Annotated in this window: 22 protein-coding genes and 2 pseudogenes; 11 read left to right on the forward strand and 13 right to left on the reverse strand. The window is 69.1% G+C overall.

Features of this window, described 5'->3' with window-relative positions; genetic code table 11:
* Positions 1–265: 265 nt before the first annotated feature.
* The 4 genes from ACIRG6_RS25370 to ACIRG6_RS25385 form a co-directional block, all read right to left on the reverse strand.
* On the reverse strand, positions 266–958 hold the full coding sequence (locus tag ACIRG6_RS25370) for a hypothetical protein (protein ID WP_403324652.1): 693 nt from the start codon (positions 956–958) through the stop codon (positions 266–268).
* Positions 959–1,153: 195 nt separating this feature from the next.
* Positions 1,154–1,930 (reverse strand): SDR family NAD(P)-dependent oxidoreductase, encoded by a 777-nt coding sequence (locus ACIRG6_RS25375; RefSeq protein ID WP_365023104.1) that lies wholly within the window; start codon positions 1,928–1,930, stop codon positions 1,154–1,156.
* A 149-nt stretch (positions 1,931–2,079) separates the two neighbouring features.
* A complete protein-coding gene (locus ACIRG6_RS25380) occupies positions 2,080–2,838 on the reverse strand; it encodes an SDR family NAD(P)-dependent oxidoreductase (RefSeq protein ID WP_403324653.1) in 759 nt (252 codons plus the stop codon).
* 119 nt (positions 2,839–2,957) lie between these two features.
* Entirely contained in the window at positions 2,958–3,224 is a 267-nt protein-coding gene (locus ACIRG6_RS25385) for an Atu4866 domain-containing protein (protein ID WP_403324654.1), read from the reverse strand.
* Between the two features lie 139 nt (positions 3,225–3,363).
* Here ACIRG6_RS25385 and ACIRG6_RS25390 point away from each other — a divergent pair, with 139 nt between their 5' ends.
* From ACIRG6_RS25390 to ACIRG6_RS25405, 5 genes are all read left to right on the forward strand, one after another.
* Complete coding sequence (locus ACIRG6_RS25390) at positions 3,364–4,212, forward strand: helix-turn-helix transcriptional regulator (RefSeq protein ID WP_403324655.1); 849 nt, start codon at positions 3,364–3,366, stop codon at positions 4,210–4,212.
* A 182-nt stretch (positions 4,213–4,394) separates the two neighbouring features.
* The gene (locus ACIRG6_RS37765; RefSeq protein ID WP_450152414.1) at positions 4,395–4,481 is read left to right on the forward strand and encodes a hypothetical protein; all 87 of its coding nucleotides are present in this window, start codon (positions 4,395–4,397) and stop codon (positions 4,479–4,481) included.
* Between the two features lie 235 nt (positions 4,482–4,716).
* Positions 4,717–5,007: a serine integrase family protein gene (locus ACIRG6_RS25395; RefSeq protein ID WP_403324656.1), complete on the forward strand. Its 291-nt coding sequence runs from the start codon at positions 4,717–4,719 to the stop codon at positions 5,005–5,007.
* 232 nt (positions 5,008–5,239) lie between these two features.
* On the forward strand, positions 5,240–6,151 hold the full coding sequence (locus ACIRG6_RS25400) for a helix-turn-helix transcriptional regulator (protein WP_403324657.1): 912 nt from the start codon (positions 5,240–5,242) through the stop codon (positions 6,149–6,151).
* Complete coding sequence (locus tag ACIRG6_RS25405) at positions 6,148–6,948, forward strand: SDR family NAD(P)-dependent oxidoreductase (RefSeq protein ID WP_364685725.1); 801 nt, start codon at positions 6,148–6,150, stop codon at positions 6,946–6,948. The genes ACIRG6_RS25400 and ACIRG6_RS25405 overlap by 4 nt, the downstream gene beginning before the upstream one ends.
* Before the next feature lie 179 nt (positions 6,949–7,127).
* Here the strand turns inward: ACIRG6_RS25405 and ACIRG6_RS25410 are convergent, their stop codons facing one another.
* The 3 genes from ACIRG6_RS25410 to ACIRG6_RS25420 form a co-directional block, all read right to left on the reverse strand.
* Positions 7,128–7,736 (reverse strand): DJ-1/PfpI family protein, encoded by a 609-nt coding sequence (locus tag ACIRG6_RS25410; protein ID WP_364685722.1) that lies wholly within the window; start codon positions 7,734–7,736, stop codon positions 7,128–7,130.
* Positions 7,737–7,957: 221 nt separating this feature from the next.
* Positions 7,958–8,575 (reverse strand): VOC family protein, encoded by a 618-nt coding sequence (locus ACIRG6_RS25415; protein WP_403324658.1) that lies wholly within the window; start codon positions 8,573–8,575, stop codon positions 7,958–7,960.
* A 295-nt stretch (positions 8,576–8,870) separates the two neighbouring features.
* Positions 8,871–9,413, reverse strand: a complete 543-nt coding sequence (locus tag ACIRG6_RS25420; RefSeq protein WP_403324659.1) for a hypothetical protein — start codon at positions 9,411–9,413, stop codon at positions 8,871–8,873.
* A gap of 333 nt (positions 9,414–9,746) precedes the next feature.
* Here ACIRG6_RS25420 and ACIRG6_RS25425 point away from each other — a divergent pair, with 333 nt between their 5' ends.
* Positions 9,747–10,067 carry a hypothetical protein gene (locus ACIRG6_RS25425; protein ID WP_364685713.1) on the forward strand — a complete coding sequence of 107 codons (321 nt, stop codon included), beginning with the start codon at positions 9,747–9,749 and terminating at the stop codon, positions 10,065–10,067.
* 137 nt (positions 10,068–10,204) lie between these two features.
* Here the strand turns inward: ACIRG6_RS25425 and ACIRG6_RS25430 are convergent, their stop codons facing one another.
* Positions 10,205–10,420, reverse strand: coding sequence for a cold-shock protein (locus ACIRG6_RS25430; protein ID WP_364685710.1), 216 nt, complete (start codon positions 10,418–10,420; stop codon positions 10,205–10,207).
* Positions 10,421–11,257: 837 nt separating this feature from the next.
* Between ACIRG6_RS25430 and ACIRG6_RS25435 the strand changes: the two genes are divergently transcribed.
* Entirely contained in the window at positions 11,258–12,376 is a 1,119-nt protein-coding gene (locus tag ACIRG6_RS25435; protein ID WP_403324660.1) for an FAD-dependent oxidoreductase, read from the forward strand.
* A 1,588-nt stretch (positions 12,377–13,964) separates the two neighbouring features.
* On the opposite strand, the gene ACIRG6_RS25440 is transcribed toward ACIRG6_RS25435, so the two are convergent.
* Positions 13,965–14,750 (reverse strand): helix-turn-helix domain-containing protein, encoded by a 786-nt coding sequence (locus tag ACIRG6_RS25440; RefSeq protein ID WP_403324661.1) that lies wholly within the window; start codon positions 14,748–14,750, stop codon positions 13,965–13,967.
* Between the two features lie 63 nt (positions 14,751–14,813).
* On the opposite strand from ACIRG6_RS25440, the gene ACIRG6_RS25445 reads away from it, so the two are divergent.
* A complete protein-coding gene (locus tag ACIRG6_RS25445; RefSeq protein WP_403324662.1) occupies positions 14,814–15,620 on the forward strand; it encodes an SDR family NAD(P)-dependent oxidoreductase in 807 nt (268 codons plus the stop codon).
* Complete coding sequence (locus ACIRG6_RS25450; protein WP_403324663.1) at positions 15,617–15,823, forward strand: hypothetical protein; 207 nt, start codon at positions 15,617–15,619, stop codon at positions 15,821–15,823. Before ACIRG6_RS25445 ends, ACIRG6_RS25450 begins: the two co-directional genes overlap by 4 nt.
* A gap of 15 nt (positions 15,824–15,838) precedes the next feature.
* On the opposite strand, the pseudogene ACIRG6_RS25455 reads toward ACIRG6_RS25450, so the two are convergent.
* Positions 15,839–16,048 (reverse strand): annotated as a pseudogene (locus ACIRG6_RS25455) (IS5/IS1182 family transposase); the annotation flags it as partial.
* Positions 16,049–16,114: 66 nt separating this feature from the next.
* On the opposite strand from ACIRG6_RS25455, the gene ACIRG6_RS25460 reads away from it, so the two are divergent.
* Positions 16,115–16,492, forward strand: coding sequence for an ArsR/SmtB family transcription factor (locus ACIRG6_RS25460; RefSeq protein ID WP_364685698.1), 378 nt, complete (start codon positions 16,115–16,117; stop codon positions 16,490–16,492).
* Between the two features lie 99 nt (positions 16,493–16,591).
* Complete coding sequence (locus tag ACIRG6_RS25465) at positions 16,592–16,819, forward strand: hypothetical protein (RefSeq protein ID WP_403324664.1); 228 nt, start codon at positions 16,592–16,594, stop codon at positions 16,817–16,819.
* 49 nt (positions 16,820–16,868) lie between these two features.
* Here the strand turns inward: ACIRG6_RS25465 and ACIRG6_RS25470 are convergent.
* The 3 genes and pseudogenes from ACIRG6_RS25470 to ACIRG6_RS25480 form a co-directional block, all read right to left on the reverse strand.
* A pseudogene (locus ACIRG6_RS25470) lies at positions 16,869–17,708 on the reverse strand (FAD-dependent oxidoreductase); the annotation flags it as partial.
* Positions 17,705–18,823, reverse strand: coding sequence for an ACR3 family arsenite efflux transporter (gene arsB / locus ACIRG6_RS25475; protein WP_403324665.1), 1,119 nt, complete (start codon positions 18,821–18,823; stop codon positions 17,705–17,707). The gene arsB and the pseudogene ACIRG6_RS25470, both read right to left, overlap by 4 nt.
* Positions 18,820–19,128, reverse strand: a complete 309-nt coding sequence (locus tag ACIRG6_RS25480; protein ID WP_403324666.1) for an ArsR/SmtB family transcription factor — start codon at positions 19,126–19,128, stop codon at positions 18,820–18,822. Before ACIRG6_RS25480 ends, arsB begins: the two co-directional genes overlap by 4 nt.
* Positions 19,129–19,168: the final 40 nt, after the last annotated feature.

Consider the following 19,168-nt stretch of genomic DNA (forward strand, 5'->3'; position numbering starts at 1 on the left):
GTACACGGCACGGACCTCGCTCACCCAAGAACCACACCCTCAAGAGACGGCACGACAGACTGCCTCCGCCGAACACCCGAACAACGGCTCCGCCCGCACTGCCCCGGGGTCGCAAACACCCCCCGGCCGACGGCATGAACACGGCCAGACACCCGGAACAGAGCCCAGGCAGCCTCCGACCGGCCCGAACTACCTGACCGGCAACCCCCACGGCCCGCGCACAACCGGACCACGGTCCAACAGGACAACGACCACCGGCAGACCGTCACACAGACCGCACTGTGGTTCCCGCAGAACGCCCGCCGTCGCGCCGGGCAGGCGCCTGGGTTACCAGGTGAGCGGTGCCAGCCGGTGGTGGACCGGCCGGTACCGGTTCGCCGACCGCGTCCGCGTCGAGGCGGTCGCCTGCCCTGACCGGGCCCCGGCCGAGGCCGGCGGACAGTGCGCGGCCTGCGCCGGGCGGGACGACTTCCGCTTCGCCCACCGGTTCCACTCCGGCGGGCACGTTCCCGACTCCCTGGCGGCGTACATGGCCCAGCCGCACTGGCTGTACCTGGCGACGTTCGCCGACGGCACCACCAAGATCGGCACCGCGGCCGAACCCTGTAAGCGCTCCCGCCTCGACGAACAGGGAGCCCTGATCGCTACCTACCTCGCCCCGAGTACTGACGGCCGCGCCGTGCGGTTCCTGGAGGATGCCCTCACCCGCCACCTCGGCCTGACGCACACCGTGCGAGCCGCGGCCAAGCTGACGGCCCTGGCCGAGCTGCGCGACCTCGCCCCGGCCGGTGCCGCCCACCATCAGCACCTCGACCGCGCCACCGCGGCCCTGAGCGACCTCAACGTCGCGGCCACACCGGAACCGTGGACGCCGCCCGGCGAAGGCGACCTGCTGCGGACGCCGGAGACCGAGCGGGCCTTGTACCCGCACGACCCTCGCTCCGGTGAGCACGGGCACTGCGCAGACGCGACAGCGGAAAACAGTCCGCTGGCGGTCCCTGTCGTGGAGGGCTGGAGTCGGCGGCTACGGTTAGGGCGCCTGACTATGCCCGCTGCGCGACTCGGGCACCTCCCGGTTACATCATCCGGTAGAGGTGCCGACGACCAGGGCCTGCGGGCCGTGGTCGCCAAATATGTGCTGTCTGATGCGTCGCTAGATCGCGGTGAAACCGCCGTCAGCAGCGACCACGGCTCCCGTGACGAAACTGGAGCGGGGCGAGACGAGGAAGCACAGGACCTCGGCGATCTCCTCGGGCTGCGCCACACGCCCCAGGGGCTGCGCGGCGGCGAAGGACGCCAGGTAGGCGCGGCTGTCGGGGCGGATCGTGTCGAGGAAGTCCGTCTCGATGACGCCCGCGGCCACGAGGTTGGCGCGGATGCCCAGCGGGCCGCCCTCGACGGCGAGCACCTTGGTCAGTTGGGCCAGAGCGCCCTTCGACGCACTGTAGGCGACGCCTTCAGGCAGGGCGACGGTGGAGGCGTACGAGCCGGTGCTGACGATGGCGCCGCCGCCGCGGCTCTTCATGACCCGGAACGCCTCGCGGGCGCAGAAGAAGGAGCCGCGGGCGTTGACCGCCATCACGGTCTCCCAGTCCTCGGCCGTGGTTTCGGTGACGGGTTTGTTCTGGGTGCGCCCGGCATTGTTCACGAGGATGTCCAGTCCGCCGAAGGCGTCCAGGGCCGTTGCCACCGCGCGGTGGGCGGTCTCCTCATGGGTGACGTCACCGTTTGTCGCGACGACGCCGGGAAACTCTTCCGCCAGGTTCGTGACGTCGGGGCGGAGGTCGAGGGCGACGACCCGGGCGCCGCCGGCGTGGAGGAGCGCCACGGTCTCCCGGCCCACCCCTCGCGCGGCTCCAGTGACGAGGGCGATCTTCCCAGCGAACTCGGTGGATTCGGATGTTGCGGCGGATGCGGTTGCAGGTGTCATGGTGCGGTCCCTGGAGAACGTGAGTGTGAGTGCAGGCGCCGGTGCAGGGCATCTGAAGTGCTGTGCAGTGGTGCGGTGCGCGGACCGGGTGGGCCGCCCCGGTGACGCATTCACGGCAGGCCCGCGAGGACGTCGTACGGCTGGGTTGTTCAGTGCGCGGTGAGCCCGCCGTCGACCACCAGTTCCGCGCCGGTGACGAACGAGGAGTCGTCGCAGGCCAGGAAGAGGATCGCGGGTGCGATCTCGTCGGCGCGGCCGGCTCGGCGCATGGGGGTGCGTTGGATGTCCGGCTGCTGGTCGCCTTGGTCGTCCAGGAGGTCCTGGATCATCGGCGTGGCGATCACCCCGGGATGCACCGAGTTGATCCGTACTCCCTGCCGGGCGTACTCGACTGCGGCGGTCTTGCTCAACAGGCGCACGGCCCCCTTGGACGCCTGGTAGGCCGCAGCCGCACCGCTTCCTACCAGGCCGAGTACTGACGACGTATTGATCACCGACGCGTTGCCGCTCGCGCGCAGGAGCGGCATCGCTGCCTTCATGCCGAGCCATGTGCCTTTCTGGTTCACGTCGATGACGCGGTCCCACGCCTCTTCCCGCGTGTCCTCGATACCTGGCCAGTCCAGGATGCCGGCGAGGTTCACGAGCACGTCCAGCGTTCCGAACCGGTCGCGTACGACGTTGATCACTTCATCCCACTCCCGCGCGGAGGAGACATCGAGGCGGGCAGCGACGACGTCCGCGCCGCGTGCCCCGATCCGGTGGGACAGGTCCCGCAGGGGGCCTTCGGCGATATCGGTGATCACTAGCCGGGCGCCTTCGCGGGCGAAGAGTTCGGCGGTCGCTGTGCCGAGGCCGCCGGTCGCGCCCGTGATCAGCGCGACCTTGCCGTCAAGTCGTTGTCCTGTCATGGATATGGTCCTTGATTCTCGTTGCTGCTGGCTGACCGACTGGCTGCTGTGTCGGGACTTCTTGGTCCACCGACGGCGGATTCGCCCCCGGTGCCAGGGCGGCCGTGGCCCGGCCTCCTCTACGACGACCTCTGCTCCCGGTAGAGCACGAGGTGCTCGTGATAGAGCACTCCGTCCCGGATGTCGCCCGTGGCGGTGAACCCGGTGTCGTCGACGTAGTCCAGGTGGCTGCCGGTCACCGTGTACCGACCGGTGTATGCGCTGCCCCGCTCGCCGCGGGCTTCGTCGTAGCGGCCGTCCGGCAGCAGCTCCTGACGGATGTGACCATCCGCGGTCACCCACATCCCGACCACGTCGACGTGGTCGCCCTCAACGGTCCCGGCCATGGCGGACTCCTCTCCTCGAACGGTGTGGTCCTTCCCGCTCCACCGAGTCTGGGCAGGTCAGCGGCCATCAACCAGGACGTGTGCTGCCTGGGTGCGGCACACCCAGGCAGCACACCGGGCCGTCGCTTAGCCTGCACACATGGACGACAACCACCTGGGAGAATTCCTGCGCGCACGCCGCGCCAGCCTGCGGCCGGAGGACGTCGGCATGGCGAGCTACGGGGCCCGCAGAGTCGCCGGACTGCGACGCGAGGAGGTCGCCGTCCTGGCCGGAGTGAACGCCGACTACTACACCCGCCTGGAACAAGGCCGCGAGCGCAACCCCTCACCCCAGGTGGTCGACACGCTCAGCCGCGCGCTGCGCCTCGACACGGACGCACGCGCGCACTTGTACCGGCTGGCCGGGGCCACGCCGAACGACCAGCCCTCCGTCCACGCCGCCGAGCGGGTCAGCCCTTCGCTGCGACAGCTGATGGACGGCTACCCGAACACTCCAGCGTTCGTCATGAGCCGGACCCTGGACCTCCTCGCCGTCAACGCCCTGGCCGACGCCCTCTACGCCCCGTTCGAGCCGGCGGACAACTTGGCCCGCATGACCTTCCTCGACACTGCGGGCCGAAACTTCTACACGGACTGGGACCGGGCAGCACAGGCCACCGTCGCCAACCTTCGCGAGGCAACCGGATTCGACCCGGACAACCCACGGCTGCGCGAACTCGTCCGCACCCTCACTGAGCACAGCGCGGACTTCACCCGCCTCTGGAACGCCCACACCGTGCGCGGCAAGACCCAGGACGCCAAACACTTCCTCCACCCGGACGTCGGCCCCCTCACCCTCACCTACCAGGCTTTCGACGTACGCGACGCCCCCGGCCAGCAGCTCGTCATCTACCACGCCGAACCCGGCAGCCCCAGTGCCCAGTCCCTCAATCTGCTCGGTTCCATCCACGCCACCCGGCGCCGGCCCGCCCCTCGGCCCCACCGCTGATCAGCCGACAGAACATGGAGACAGGTCGGCAATAGTGCCCGGTCGATTTCGCCCCGTGTGTTTCATAGGTGGTCAGTCCGGGGTCGTGAGCGACGACTTCAAGCGTGTGGAATCGCACGACTACCCGATGTCCACCTGCGCCGCCCCGGGCGGGTTCCCCATGCCGGACCGGGAAGGGCAGGGTGGAATTCCAGTACCACACCGCCCGCTTCCGCCTCGTGCCCCAACTCGCCAAGGCCCTGATCGTGCCGATCCCCGCCGTACGCTAGCCGGGGTCGGTCTGGACCGAGCTGGCCCGGCCGGTGAGCGCCGGCGCCGAGCCGGTCGGGCACGTCCGACTCGGATACGCCCGCGCCTCGACCGCCCGGCAGTCCCTCGACGCACAACTCGACTCCCTCGCCGAGGCCGGGGCGACGCGGTACTTCTCGGAGAAGATCCCCACTCGCGCCACGATGCGCCCTGAGGTCCTCACCGGGGAGCGACCCCTCCGGGATCGTGTTCACGGTGCTCGCCGCGATGTCCGGCATGGAGCGCGAGTACATCCGCGACCGCACCCTCGAAGGTCACAAATCCGCCCGCAAGCGTGGCAAGACCATCGGCGGCGCAGGCGTCACCAACGAGTCCATGCTGTCCATGGCCCTTCACCTACGCGACCAGGAGATGAGCCTGCGCGACATCGCCAAGCGGCTCGTCATCACCACGGGTGCGAAGAAGGGCCAGCACCCCTCGGCCGCCACCGTCATGCGGATGCTGCGGGAACACGACGAACAGGCCGCCACGGCGGCGGGCGCTTGATCACCCGGCTAGTTTGCGGCTGGTGTCCGAGCTAGGACACCGGGGCCGGACCGAGCCGGATCATGCAGGGGCGGGGGCCCCCGCGACCGGGTGCCTCTTCCAGAACATCACCGCTGGGACGGCTGTCAGCCTGCGGTTCCGAGGTCGCTTCGACCCAGGGAGGCGCCTTCCTAGGACGCAGCGACCCACCCATCGCGATCGCCGAGCCCCACCGGGGCAGGAGCATGGAGACATGGCCGGCAACGTGGACCTCTCTCAGTTCCTGCGCCGCTGCCGGGACCGCATCGACTCCGAGTCGGTCGGACTCCCCGAGCGCGGCGCCTACCGCCGCGTTCCCGGGCTGCGCCGCGAGGAAGTCGCCCAGCTCGCCGGGGTGAGCACCGACTACTACACCCGCCTCGAGCAGGGCCGGAACATCACCCCCTCCGACAGCGTCCTGGACGCCGTCGCCGACGCGCTGCGCCTGGACGACGCCGAGCGGGCGCACCTGCACGACCTCATCAGGGCCAGGCCCGGCCGCCGCGCCCGGCGTACCGCGCCCAGCGTGCAACGCGTCCGCCCCGGGCTGCTGCGGTTCCTGGAGTCCTTCACCGATCACGCCGCGTTCATCCTGGGCAGGCGCGGCGACGTCCTGGCCACCAACCACCTGTGCCGGATCCTGATCGCCGACTTCGATGCCATGCCCTACCGGGAGCGCAACCTCACTCGCTGGATCGTTCTGTCGCCCGAGGCCCGCGAACTGTACGTGGACTGGGAGCGGCTCGCGGCGGAGATGACCGCGATCCTGCGTCTTGACGCGGGCCGGCACCCGGACGACGTCCGCACCGCCGAATTGGTCGGCGAGCTGACGATGAAGAGCGAGCACTTCAGCCGCTGGTGGGACGACCACAAGGTCCTGAACCGCACCCACGGCCAGAAGCGCTTCAACCACCCCTTGGTCGGCGAGCTCACCATCGACTACCAGGCCCTGACCCCGCCCGGAGAGGACGACCAGACCCTCTTTCTCTACATGCCCGCGGCAGATCGCACCTCCCAGGAAGCCTGGCGCCTGCTCGCCGACTGGAACACCCCCGCCCCCGACCGTCCCCAGCCGGACGACACCGACCGCACTCCCTCCGCACCCGAAGACAGGAGCAGCCAGTGAGTACCCCTCCCACCCGCCCCCTCGCCCTGGTCACCGGGGCTTCCAACGGCATCGGCTACGAGATCGCGCGCCTGTGCGCCGCCAACGGCTTCGACCTCGTCGCCACCGGCCGCAGCGCAAAGATCGACGAGGCAGCCGAGCAGTTCACCCGCGACGGCGCCCACGTCACCCCCGTCCGCGCCGACCTCGCCGAGGCGAACGGAGTCGAGACGGTGTGGAAGGCCGTGGAGGAAACCGGCCGCCCCCTGGCCGCCGCGGTGCTCAACGCCGGACGCAGCATCGGCGGAGCCTTCCTCGACACCGACCTGGACGACGAACTCTCCCTGATCTCCCTGAACGTCACCTCGGTCGTCCACCTCGCCAAGCACGTCGCCCGGCACATGGCCGCCCACCACGCGGGCAAGATCCTCGTCACCTCGTCGCTGTCCGCGACCCTACCCACCCCTTACGAGACCGTGTACGGGCCCTCCCGCGCGTTCACCCGCATGTTCGCCCTCGGCCTGCGCGAAGAACTCCAAGAACACGGCATCACCGTCACCACGCTCATGCCCGGAGCCACCGACAGCGACTTCCACGCCCGCGCCGGCATGAACAACACCGCCTTCGGTATCGGCGCCATGAAGAACAGCCGCAGGGAAGTCGCCCGCCAGGGCTTCATAGCCATGATGGAAGGCCGCGCCGAAGTCGTCGGCGGCGATGCCGCCACCAAGCGCACCGCCCTTCAACACCGCTTCCTGCCCGAGACCTACAAGGCCGCCCGCCACGCCACAAAGGCCAAACCGCGCCCTCAGCACTGAGCACCCATCGGCCGCCTTGGACTGGCCACGCTTCCCGGGGCGCCGAGTCCCGGGGGCGGGGCGTAGCAGGCATGCGCGTTACCAAGGTCGACCTGGAGCAACCTAAGCTATATGTCGTCAAACGATCATTTGTGAGAATCACCGTGCGCGACGACGGCAGTAGCGACATCGCATGGCCGTCAGGCCAGTGCTCCCACGGCGGAGCGGACAGCGCGCAGGGCACGCTCGATCGTCTCCTGGTTCTCGCCGACTGGGGACACGTAGTCGAGGACGGTGCGTGCAGCGCCTTCCCCGAGCAGGCGAGTGATCACCCACGTGGCGAGGTACTGGGAGGCCAGGCAACCGCCCGCCGTAGCGATGTTTCCTTCGGCGTGGAACGGCTTGTCGAGCACAGTGATGTCGCGAGCTTCGACAAAGGGCCGTGTCTTCATGTCCGTGCACGCCGGCATGCCGTCCAGCAACCCCAGTCGGGCGAGCACCAGCGCGCCGGAGCACTGGGCGCCGATGAGCTGGCGCGAAGAATCGAGCCGCAGCTCGGAGATCAGCTGGTCGTCGGCGACCACTTCTCGCGCCTTCACGCCACTGCCGATCAGCACAACGTCGGCCTCGGTGACGAACTCCATCGGGCGCTGCCCTGTCACCTCGACGCCGTTCATCGACGTGACCACCGGTGTCGGCGTAGTGATGAAAGCTTCCAAGCCGTCCCTGCGGCACCGGTTGATCAGCGCGGAAGCGATAAAGCTGTCGAGTTCGTTGAACCCGTCGAAGGTGACCACTGCTACCTGCATCGCAACTCCCTCACGTACGGCATCGGCCTTCTGCAGTCTCCCCCGGGCCACCCACGCAGGACGAGGGCCAATCTGCCGTCTGTGGCCTGCCGTCCATCGCTCGAGCACCTACTCGAATCAGGACAGGACGCACGTCGGGGCAGGCGCATCACGCGTTCGAGGAGCCCAGCGGCTCCCCGAGGCATACCCGGCCGGCTCCAGTCTCCTTCGGGGCGATGCGGTCAGGACGGCAGTTCGGTCCCTGCCTGCTCACGCACCATGTACTGGGCATACCAGTCCGGCCAGTTCCTGTCCTCCGCACCGATGCGTGCCTCGTGCTCCCCGTGAGCGGCCGCGGCACGGCGCAGCGCGCTCGCCAGGTCCACGACCGAGGCGAACATCGTGTTCGCGGGGTCGAGGCGCCCCGGGAGCCGGGTGGTCACTTCCTGCAGCAACCATCCGTTGCCGTCCGGGTCGCTGAAAGACAGGAACGAGCTGTAGCTGGCGCACTGTGGATCCGGCCCTGGCACCCGGGCCTCCGTCCCGGCGTGGTGGAAGACGCCGCCGGCGTCGTGGAACACCTCGCTCGGCTCGGCGCCGAGCCGATTCAGCTCATGATGGGCAGCATGGATGTCGTCCACAATCAGGTGCAGACCCTGAGCCGAGCCCGGCGTCTGGGACGTGACCGAGGTGCCGAAGATGACCGATGCCGGTGAGCCCGGTGGCGTCACCTGCACTACCCGGAAGGTCTCGTCCGGGGCGATGTCCGCGTCCAGCCTCCAGCCCAATTGCGTGTAGAAGCTCTTGGCCCGGTCGACGTCGGACACCGGTATCACCACGACTTCAAGTTTCAGGTCCATGACTGGCACCTCCTGAGTTCGCACAAAATGGATGCCGCCACGACGGGACTCGCACCGCCGGACGCGGGCGAGGCCTGGGGGTCCGGTCGGCGGCGGCAAGAAGCATGCCGAGGCGTGTTCGGATCCGGTCACAGCGGGGATTGCTCGGGCTACGATTTGTGCCCTGTGCTCGGACGTCCGGCTTCTCCGGTGCTGCCTCCGCGCCGCCAGACGTGACCGTGAGCTGTTGATGCTTAGGGCAGCGGACCCGAAACCGGTGTACCCATCAGCCGAGACCCGTGGCGGGCGGGGTGGCTTACGGTCTGTCCCTGACGGCGCCGAGTCGGGTAAGCAGCCAGAAGGTGATTGCGGTGCCGGTGCCGTAGACGACGTGCGCGCCGAAATCCCAGGCCAGGACCTTTGTGTCGTACTGCCAGATTGGCTTGTAGAGCCCTGCGATCGGCAAGGTGACGTAGTCACCGGCAAACATCGCGATACCCAATGGCACGCCATAGACCGGGGACGGCCTGGGCAGCGAACCGGCCACAATGCCATACGCGGCACCAGCCGCTGAGCCGTAGGTCCAGTGAGTAATGGTGCTCGTGAGCCAGGCGGAACCATCAGGCAGTCGGCGCTGGGTGAAACCCTCGATGACCCGCTTCGCCACCTGTCCCGGATCGGGGGCCTTCTCCCAGCTTTCGACCGGCGCGAATTCCCAGGCGAGCGGGCTGTCCGTTCCGCCGGCGCGACGGTACTTCAGGTAATGGACGGCATCCAGACCCACCGTGCCCACCGTCCCGGCCAGTAGGCCGGCCGTCACCGCCGCGAGGGGAGTCAGCGAGCTTCTTCGGCAGCGCATGACGCAATCTCCAAATCGGTCAGGGCCGAAAGGGTGACGCCCTTTCTCACCCGGGTCGCGGCACGGAGGAACGCGGCCCGCATCGATTATCCGGCGGCCGGTGAACATCCGCGAACGCAGGCGAGAGCAATCTACCCGGGTCGGTAATGATGGCTTCTGCGGCAGACCTCGCGGCAGCAGGTTGCCACCGCCGAAACCGCATATTCACTGCGACACCCACAGGTTCCACGCCATCGCAGCTGCGGACCTCCCGGCGGAGGCAGCCGCGGTGGCGGCCGCAACCCAACGCCCCCTCTCAGCCTCGGCCTTCACCGACCGAGCAACGTCCGCCGCGTGGAGGACGATCCCGTCCTGGACCGCCGTCGCCACAAACGACAAGGCCATAGCGCCGACCTGGAGCGCTTCCAGGCCAAGCGAGCCGGCTCCCACACGATCGAGATCGACGCCTCCCACGTCGCGATGATCTCCCACCCCGATCCCGTCGCCGACCTCATCCGCGACGCAGCCCGCACGCGCGCCACCAGGCCGGCCCTCGCCGAAACAGGCCTCACCACCTCCGGCATCGTCGGTGCCACTGCCGCCGCCGGCGGGATGCCCATCGCTGGAGCAGCACTCATCACCGTCACCCGCAAGCGGTCGTCCGATACGCAATGACGGGCAGGCTCCGCCGGCACGCCCCGTCCAGACCCTTCGCCGTGGCACGCGGCGAGCCACCCCGCTGGCTTCATCAGGGCGACCGAGATGAACCGCAGCCACCGCCGGCCTCGCTGCGCGTACGGGTTCCCGAGGGTCTATCCCTCTACCTGGACCTTGTCGGCCTGCATCCCCTTCTGGCTCTGGACGGCCTCGAACGTGACCCTCTGGCCCTCCTTCAGCGACTTGAAACCGTTCCCCTCGATGGCCCGGAAGTGGACGAAGAGATCGGGATCGCCGGATTCCGGCGTGATGAAGCCGAACCCCTTCTCATCGTTGAACCACTTCACGGTGCCGTTCTGCCGTTCCGCCATGTCATCCCCGGGTGCGTTGTATCGTCTAGTGCACCCCGATCCTTTCACGCTCCGTGTTCGCATGCCCACTCAGAGGGCCACCTGCCGCGCGGCGGATCTCCGGCAAGTCTGCGGAGTGATCTTGCGTCTGCGCATACCGCCATACCCGTCCCTGACGTTTCGTCACCGCAATGTTTACGCTCGCACCGTGAGTTCCGGGCGGGTGGGGACTGACATAGGTTGGTACTCCTTCACTGATCGAGGCTCGCGCAGGCGGGATGTCGGTGCAGGGTGGACCCAGCGCCTGTCCGGCTGAGACCTCTGACGTCCGTTTCTTGCGCGTACTTCACGCTGGAGCGGCCGACTTTGACGCGGCGCTGAAGGCCGGCGTGACGTGCACCACCGGATGCCGCCGACGAACGTCGGTTCGGTGTCCCCGCCCGCCGTCAGGGTGTGCTGCTGCTGTTCATCGTGCTCTACCCCGTGTGTCGGCGGGCCGGGGGCTGGCTGGCCTCCCGCAGACTGCTGCGGGAACAGCGGGTGCGCACCGACCTGCTGGTGTCTGTGCGCTGCCAGTCCGAAGCTTGATCCCGGTTCGAGTGCAGCCAGGGGCACGGCGGCACGGTCGGAGGCGCAGCTGAGCAGGCGGTGCCCTGATGGGAACGACGCAACGGACGGGCTTGGCCTTCACATCGGGCCGCGGTCTTCGCTTGTCGGCCGGTTGTCGGTGATCGCGGTGGGCTGTCGGCGGGCTGTAGGTGAACTGTCGGCGGACGACGGCAGATTGGTGTGGCAGGCAATCAGCCGGGAGCCGACCCGGCAGCTACTTCCTCTGCCTCTTCCTTGAAAGGGAACTCCATGCCTCTTCATGTCACCGTCATCGGCGCCGGCCTCGGCGGCCTCACCCTCGCCCGCGTCCTACAGCTGCACTCCATACCCGCCACGGTCTACGAAGCAGAACCCTCCCCGACCGCACGGTCCCAGGGCGGAATGCTCGACATCCACGATTACAACGGGCAAATCGCCCTGCAGGCAGCCGACTTGATGGACGAGTTCCGCGGCCTGATCCTTGAGGGCCGACAGGCCATGCGTATCCTCGCTCCGAACGGAGAACTACTGGTCGACAAGGCCGACGACGGCACGGGCGGTCGGCCCGAGGTGCAACGCGGCGACCTGCGACAGATGCTGCTCGCCTCGCTCCCGGACGGGACCGTCCGATGGGGACACAAGGTCAACGCTGTACGAAGCCTCGGCCCCGGACGCCACGAAGTCACCTTCGCCAACGGCAGCAGCATCACCACCGATCTCCTGGTCGGCGCCGACGGGGCGTGGTCGAAGGTCCGACCACTGCTCTCCACCGACGTACCCGAGTACACCGGCAGGTCGGTCGTCGAGACGTACCTCTACGACGCCGACACCCGGCATCCGGCCGTCGCTAAAACGGTCGGCGGCGGGTCCATGATGGCGGTTGAGCCGGGCCGGGAGATCTTCGCCCACCGTGAGAAGGGTGACACTCTGCATGCCTACGTGGGCCTGCACAAGCCCCGCGAGTGGTTCGACGCCGTCGACTTCTCCGGCGCCGACGCGACGGCACACCTGATGCGGGAGTTCGCCCACTGGGCCCCGGAACTGACCGCTCTGCTCACCGAAGCCGACCTCCCCCCGACCCTCCGACCTCTTTACGCACTGCCGGCCGCCCACCGGTGGCCCCGCATCCCGGGCGTCACGCTGCTCGGCGACGCCGCCCATCTCTCACCTCCGAACGGTGAAGGCGCCAACCTCGCCATGCTCGACGCCGCCGAACTCGCCCTGGCTCTCGCCGCCCACCCGGACGCTCCCGAAACCGCCCTCACCGCCTACGAACAGGACCTGTTCCCCCGCAGCGCCCGGCCCCGGAACTCAGACGAACCCGAGGCCGCCGACCCCGACGACCCGGCCTACGACCTGATCGCCGAGCACCTCAGGAACCAGCAGTAGGGAGCGGCCCGGTCGCGCGTGCAGGTCGCCTCTGGCCGTAAGCCGCCGGAGTCACGTCCCCAGCACGTCGAAGTCGCGGCCCGCCAGCCCCCGTTGAAGTCACACGAAGGAGGAGGGCGGGCCCGGTGCGGTGCGCCTCGGTCCACACCGGATCCGCCTCCGTGATCTCGTCATCGACCCAGGAGACCGCCCACCCCAGCGCCAGCCGCGTCCGGCGGCGGTTGCGGTTCTGCCGCCGGTGTCGCTCATGGCGATTGCCCGATGGCGCTGCCGGCGACGCTTCGAGTGCAGCCCACGAGGCCCGCGCCCGTCGCTGTCGTGTGGACCCGCGCCACCCTTGCCGTCCTCGCCACCTGCGTCCTGGGTGCACAAACCGCCGGTACAAGCGACGTGTCCGCCTGCAGCCGGCACAAGACTGACTTGCCCACCTGTCTGCGTGCTGGGATGGCCCGTCCACCGGGCCCGTGGACCATAGGTCGTCGAACCCGTGGCGAGCGGGGCTTCGGTGCCGGTTCGGCGAGGCGGGCTTCGAGGTCGGCGACGCGGCTGTGGCGTAGCTGTTGCCCTGTTTATTGATCTTGGTTGTGGCCTGCTGTTGCCCAGTTGTAGCGGGCGGTGTGTCTGTGCCATAGATGACTCCTGCGACGCCCTCGCAGGCCCACTCGTGGGTACGTAGGCTGAGCGGGTTGTTTGTGCTTCTCAGTGGGTTGAGCGGGGCGGTGGTCTTTGCGCAGGGTGATCGGCGCGCCTGTGGGTAACGGGAGTTGACCCTGGGCACCGGTGCCGGTGGTCGGATGGTGGGCTGTGTCAGCGGGGTGTAGCCCGCGCCCCAGACCCCTTCTGCACTCCTTGCCCTATGCGTGCCCCGCGCTGTCAAAGTCGTAGCCGATGAGGTGGGCAGGATGCCGGTATGGGCGTTTCTGTGCCCGTGGGGGCGGCGGGTCCGCGTGCTGCCCGTATGCCACGCTTCCTCAGTACTATCGGTGCGTCTTGTCCACAATGGGAAGAATCTTTCCTAGGCACCTGAACAGCAACGACAGACACGGCGGGCCCTTCACTCGACGGGGCCAAGAACTGCTTGGGTAGGCTCGACAGAGGCCCTCGGTCGTCACCTGGGACCCTACGGCGGCCCGTACTGACACATCAGCGTCGGTTGCATCACGCTCTGACACCCGACCGTCCGCCGGACGGCACAGTCCGCAGTGCAGTCCGGCGCGCACCCTGCGCAACCTGCGCATCCGTAGGCCGCAGGACAACGTCACTGCGTGGGCCTGGCCGGGCCGAGGTGTCCTCCTGGCCTTGGACGGCCTCGGGGATCAGCCTCGCGGGGTCGTGGAGCTCGCCAGGCTTCACAGCGACCATGCAATGTCGGCGGCCCGCGCCTCGACCAACTCGGCCCGCCGGATCGCTGAGCCGAAGCACGGGAGTTGCCATCGGTAGAACCGGGTGAGCTGGCGTATGGGAACAACCGAAGCAGTCTGGTTGTCACGAACGAGCCACTCGACTTGTCGCGAGAACTCATTCAGCAGGCCTCCTGTCACCGGAACGACGATCGGGACTGCCTGGCCAACGGCAGACGCCTGACGCGTTATAGAAGACGCGCCAGGGCCGCTTCGGACGGACTCCCGGCCGTCGCCTGGTACACGATGATCACCTGTTGCTCGGCACCCCCGACGGTGAGCGCCTGCCTTCGCAGTGCGAGGCTGCCGACGACCGGGTGCGCGAAGCGCTTGAGTTCGTCACGGGCGGGCCGCGTCTCGTGCCGCATCCACAGACGACGGAACTCTTCGTCCGTCTCCAGCTCGGCGGCCAGGCGGACGGTCCTGGGGTCGCGTGGGTCGGCTTCGGCGCGCAGGGCAGCTGCGGTCTGCGCAGCTACTTCCGCCCAGTCGGGGAAGAGTCGGCGGGACGCCGGGTCGAGGAACACCGCTCGGACCAGGTTGCTCCCGGGCTCGTACATCGGGGCGAGCGCACGGGCCCGCTTGTTCGCCGCCAGTACGTCGAAGCACCGGTCGCGCACGTACGCGGGGTGGTCCGTCCACGCGTCGAGCAGCCGGTGCACGTCCACGGAGACTTCGGTCCGTGACGGCGGCACGGGGGCAGGACCGACGAGGGCGTGCAGGTGGGCGGAGGCGTCGGCGTCGAGCTTCAGCGCCCGCGCGAGGGAGCGCAGTACCTGGGGCGAGGGGTGCCGGTCGATGCCCTGTTCGAGCCGGACCAGGTACGGCTCGCTGATTCCGGCGAGCTGGGCCAGTTCCTCCCGGCGCAGTCCTGCCACCCGCCGGCGTCCACCGACGGGCACTGCCGCGTCCGCCGGAGCGATCCGTCCGCGCCGGGCCTTGAGGAAATCTCCCAGGAAATTGTCGGCCGCCATGGTGCGAGGGTAACCCTGTGGGGGTACTGGCTGCCGAGGTGTGAACGGCGCAGGCTCGATGTCATGAAGATCTGGTTCATCACCGGTGCGTCCCGCGGCTTCGGTCGTATCTGGGCCGAGGCCGCTCTCGAGCGCGGCGACCGCGTTGCCGTCACCGCACGCGATCCCGAGGCTCTGCGGCCCCTCGTGGACGCCCACGGGGACAACGTGCTCCCGCTCCGCCTTGACGTGACCGACCGCACCGCCGCGACTGCCGCGGTGCAGCGGGCCGCCGAGATGTTCGGCCGCCTCGACGTGGTCGTGAACAACGCGGGCTACGGCCTGTTCGGTATGGTCGAGGAGGCCACCGAGGAGCAAGCTCGCGCCCAGCTCGACACCAACCTGTTCGGCCCGCTGTGGGTGACGCAGGCGGCTCTGCCGTACCTGCGGGCCCAGGGCAGCGGTCACATCCTGCAGGTCTCCAGCCTCGGTGGCCTCGCCGCCTTCCCCACGCTCGGACTGTACAACGCCTCCAAGTGGGCCCTGGAGGGGATGAGCGAGGCCCTGGCCCAGGAGATCGCCCCGTTCGGAATCCACGTGACCTTGCTCGAACCCGGCCCCTACGGCACCGACTGGTCGGGCGTCTCCGCCGTGCACACCAAGGCGCTCCCCGCCTACGAACCCGTCCGCGCCGCGCGCCGGGCCGGTGCGTCCGCCCGCACGCCCCAGGACGCGCGAGGCACCGCCGCCGTTGTCCTCGAACTCGTCGACACCAACGAACCACCCCTGCGGCTCTTCCTCGGCGCCTACCCCTATCCGGTTGTCGAGGCGGCCTATCGGAAGCGGCTCGACACGTGGAACGACTGGCGCTGCCTCGCGGCCCGGGCATGACCGGCACGGAGCACCCCGCGGCGTCCAGAGTCTCCGCGCGTCTCCACACAGGCCAGGGCCGCGACACCCGCACCGACGCATACAAGGACCGCCGCAACCACGTGTGGGACGACCGCTCCGACACCGCCACCCTCCGCAACGATCACGGCCGCTTCATCGACGACGAGTCCTGGGGCCGCAACCGCCACGGCGGCCGCCACTAGGGACTTTCGTTTGGATCAGCGTGCGGACCACAGAAAGTTGCCTGCGATGTGGAGTCCGGCCAGGTAGATCGTGGCTGTCTTCTCGTAGCGGGTGGCGATGCCGCGCCACTGCTTGAGGCGGTTGATGCACCGCTCGACGGTGTGGCGGAGTGGCAGCGCAGCCTGCCGTCGAACTCGCTGCGCGGCGTCGGCCGGGACGCGGAACGGATTGCCCGACGCCTGGCCGCCGATCTCGCACACCGGTGACGGACCTCCGGCCCGTACTGGTTCGACATGTGTCAACATAGACGTATGTCGAATGCGAAGGTGCTGCCGTTGCTCGAGCCCGCCGACGGTCAGGGCGTGGCGCCGTGCTGCCCGCCGCTGACCGAGCGTCCGATGACCGCCGAGGAGGCCGAGACCGCGGCGCGGATGTTCAAGGCGCTGGGCGACCCGGTCCGCCTGCGGCTGTTCTCCGCCGTGGCTTCGCACGAGGGCGGTGAGGCGTGCGTGTGCGACATCTCCGACGTCGGCGTCTCCCAGCCCACGGTGTCCCACCATCTGAAGAAGCTCAAGGAGGCCGGGCTGCTCACCTCCGAGCGGCGCGGTACCTGGGTCTACTACCGGGTCGAGCCGTCCGTGCTCGCCGCGATGGGCCAACTGCTGGTAGGTGCCGCGGCCGCGGCATGACCCGTGCCGACGCCCGCCGGCAACGCCCAGGGCCGCTGGGCCAGTGGGCAGTTGCCAAAAGCGGTAGTGGGCGAGGCAGGCGGTTGCCACCCTGACGGGATGGAGGAAGCAGAAGACCGGTTGAGCCTGCCTCGGTCCCGCTGGACGCATGCCGAGATCGCCGCCTGGGGCGGCGCCGGCGAGGACGATCTCGCCCTTGCGGGGGTCTATCTGCGCGTGCCTGAGACCGCCGCCCGACACTGGATCGCCCACGGCCCGGACGATCGGCTGCCCCTGCCGATCCTGTACAGCTACCGGCACAGCATCGAGCTGTCGCTAAGTGGCTGATCCGCAAGGCGGCCCAGTGTGCGCTGCGCGAGGGCTACACGGGAGATGCGATCGCGTCCGCGTCGCTCTGGCTGCCGTCGGCCCACCGGACACCGGTAGCGGTGAGCTGGGTGAACATCGGCTTCGAGGTAAGGAGTCCGGCGTCGCGGGCGGCGCGGACGGGTGGCACGGCCACGATGTCGCCGAGCGAAGCCACCCCGCCGGTGTCGTTGCGACCGGCGTCCAGGGCGCGGCGGCGGGCGGTGGCGACGTCGTACAGGGCGCGGCCGTCGATCTCGTCCGGCAGGAACCGCGGCGGCCGCCGGGTTGCTCACGTCACCTCCACCCGTCCGTCCAGGGCGAGGTCGGCGGCGATCTGGGCGCCGGAGTTGCCGCCGCCGACCACGATGACGCGCTGTCCGGCGAAGTCGGCCGGCCGGCGGTAGTTCACGGTGTGCAGCTGTCGCCCGGAGAAGACGGATTGGCCGGGGACGGCGGGGAGGAAGGGGCGGGACCAGCTGCCGGTGGCACTGATGACCGCCCGGGCCCGCCAGGTCGCGGAGTCGGTCTCGACCATGAGCTTCTCGCCGTCTCGGCGTACGGCCTGCACGTGGGTGCCGTGCTGGAGGGGCAGGTCGTAGCGCTTTTCGTAGTCGGTGAGGTAGTCCACTACGTGCCCGGAGTCCGGGTATGTCTCACCGGGCTGGGCGGGCATGAGGCGGCCGGGCAGCGAGGAGTACTGGGCCGGGGAGAACAGGTGCAGGGAGTCCCACATGTGCTGCCAGGACCCGCCTGGCGCCGTGCCGGCGTCCAGGATCACGAAACTCAGGCCTTGGCGGCGCAGGTGGTAGCCGACGGCGAGCCCTGCCTGGCCGCCGCCGACCACCGCCACATCCGTCTGCTGCGTCACGGCGCCGTCGTCACCGCGTCGGCGGCGAACTTCCTGCGCCAGGCAAGCGCGACGTAGACCAGGCCGATCAGCACCGGCACTTCGATGAGGGGGCCGACGACGCCGGACAGGGCCTGGCCGGAGGTGACGCCGAAGCTGGCGATGGCGACCGCGATGGCCAGCTCGAAGTTGTTGCCCGCCGCCGTGAAGGCGAGGGTCGCGGTGCGGTCGTAAGCCAGACCCAGGCCCTTGCCGAGCAGGAAGGTGCCGAAGAACATGACCGCGAAGTACACCAGCAGCGGCAGCGCGATCCGGGCGACGTCCAGCGGCTGGGAGGTGATGGTCTTCCCCTGGAGGGCGAAGAGGATGACGATCGTGAACAGCAGCCCGTACAGCGCCCACGGGCCGATCCTGGGCAGGAACCGCTGCTCGTAGTCGGTGCGGCCGAGCTTCTTCTCACCGAGGCGGCGGGTGAGGAAGCCGGCCAGGAGCGGGATGCCGAGGAAGATGACGACGTTCAGTGCGATCTTCCACATGGAGATGTCGAGGTGCTCGCCGTCGCCGAGGCCGAGCCAGCCGGGCAGCAGGTCGAGGTAGAACCAGCCCAGCAGGCCGAACGCGAGGACCTGGAAGACGGAGTTGAGGGCGACGAGGACGGCGGCGGCCTCGCGGTCGCCGCAGGCCAGATCGTTCCAGATGATGACCATGGCGATGCAGCGGGCGAGCCCGACGATGATCAGGCCGGTGCGGTACTCGGGCAGGTCCGGCAGGAAGATCCATGCGAGGGCGAACATGACCGCCGGGCCGACGATCCAGTTGATGACCAGCGAGGTGGCCATCAGCTTCCGGTCGCCGGTGACGGCGTCGAGCCGGTCGTAGCGGACCTTCGCCAGCACCGGATACATCATGATCAGCAGGCCGAACGCGATCGGCAGGGAGATTCCGCCGATCTCCACCTTCGCGAGCGCGTCGTTCAGGCCGGGGATGAGCCGCCCGAGCCCGAGGCCGATGGCCATGGCGAGCAGGATCCACACCGCGAGGTAGCGGTCGAGGGTGGAGAGCTTCTTGACGATCGAGTCGTCCCCGGCCGCATCAGCGCTCTGAGCGCGGGCGGTGGTGGGCTCGGCGGAGGTCACGGGCAGGCCCTCTTGTTCTCGGCGGCGGTGCGGGCGGATTCGGCGAGCTCGGCAAACTGGCCGGCCAGGCCGGCCAGGACGTCGGGCTTGAGCTTGTAATAGGTGAAGCGGCCGCACGGCTCGGTCTCCACCAGCCCGGCCTCGCGCAGCACCTTCATGTGGTTGGACAGGTTGGTCTGCTTGGCCCCGGTCTCCTCCACCAGGTGCGTGGTGCACAGCGTCTCGCGCGCCAGCAGTGTCACGATCTGCAGCCGGAGCGGATCGCCCAGCGCCCGGATCACATCAGGATCGACTGAAGTCAGCATGCGCTGATACTGTCACATCACCGTTCGCTGATACCAGCGG

Origin of the sequence: Streptomyces flaveolus (assembly GCF_044765825.1) — a bacterium.
GTDB classification, from domain to species: domain Bacteria; phylum Actinomycetota; class Actinomycetes; order Streptomycetales; family Streptomycetaceae; genus Streptomyces; species Streptomyces flaveolus.

Excerpts from the sequence above, each read along its gene's own strand:
- ACIRG6_RS25375 (WP_365023104.1), bottom strand. The coding sequence starts at position 1,930 with ATGACACCTGCAACCGCATCCGCCGCAACATCCGAATCCACCGAGTTC.
- ACIRG6_RS25380 (WP_403324653.1), bottom strand. The coding sequence starts at position 2,838 with ATGACAGGACAACGACTTGACGGCAAGGTCGCGCTGATCACGGGCGCG.
- ACIRG6_RS25385 (WP_403324654.1), bottom strand. The coding sequence starts at position 3,224 with ATGGCCGGGACCGTTGAGGGCGACCACGTCGACGTGGTCGGGATGTGG.
- ACIRG6_RS25390 (WP_403324655.1), top strand. The coding sequence starts at position 3,364 with ATGGACGACAACCACCTGGGAGAATTCCTGCGCGCACGCCGCGCCAGC.
- ACIRG6_RS25400 (WP_403324657.1), top strand. The coding sequence starts at position 5,240 with ATGGCCGGCAACGTGGACCTCTCTCAGTTCCTGCGCCGCTGCCGGGAC.
- ACIRG6_RS25410 (WP_364685722.1), bottom strand. The coding sequence starts at position 7,736 with ATGCAGGTAGCAGTGGTCACCTTCGACGGGTTCAACGAACTCGACAGC.
- ACIRG6_RS25415 (WP_403324658.1), bottom strand. The coding sequence starts at position 8,575 with ATGGACCTGAAACTTGAAGTCGTGGTGATACCGGTGTCCGACGTCGAC.
- ACIRG6_RS25420 (WP_403324659.1), bottom strand. The coding sequence starts at position 9,413 with ATGCGCTGCCGAAGAAGCTCGCTGACTCCCCTCGCGGCGGTGACGGCC.
- ACIRG6_RS25430 (WP_364685710.1), bottom strand. The coding sequence starts at position 10,420 with ATGGCGGAACGGCAGAACGGCACCGTGAAGTGGTTCAACGATGAGAAG.
- ACIRG6_RS25435 (WP_403324660.1), top strand. The coding sequence starts at position 11,258 with ATGCCTCTTCATGTCACCGTCATCGGCGCCGGCCTCGGCGGCCTCACC.
- ACIRG6_RS25440 (WP_403324661.1), bottom strand. The coding sequence starts at position 14,750 with ATGGCGGCCGACAATTTCCTGGGAGATTTCCTCAAGGCCCGGCGCGGA.
- ACIRG6_RS25445 (WP_403324662.1), top strand. The coding sequence starts at position 14,814 with ATGAAGATCTGGTTCATCACCGGTGCGTCCCGCGGCTTCGGTCGTATC.
- ACIRG6_RS25450 (WP_403324663.1), top strand. The coding sequence starts at position 15,617 with ATGACCGGCACGGAGCACCCCGCGGCGTCCAGAGTCTCCGCGCGTCTC.
- ACIRG6_RS25460 (WP_364685698.1), top strand. The coding sequence starts at position 16,115 with ATGTCGAATGCGAAGGTGCTGCCGTTGCTCGAGCCCGCCGACGGTCAG.
- ACIRG6_RS25465 (WP_403324664.1), top strand. The coding sequence starts at position 16,592 with ATGGAGGAAGCAGAAGACCGGTTGAGCCTGCCTCGGTCCCGCTGGACG.
- ACIRG6_RS25480 (WP_403324666.1), bottom strand. The coding sequence starts at position 19,128 with ATGCTGACTTCAGTCGATCCTGATGTGATCCGGGCGCTGGGCGATCCG.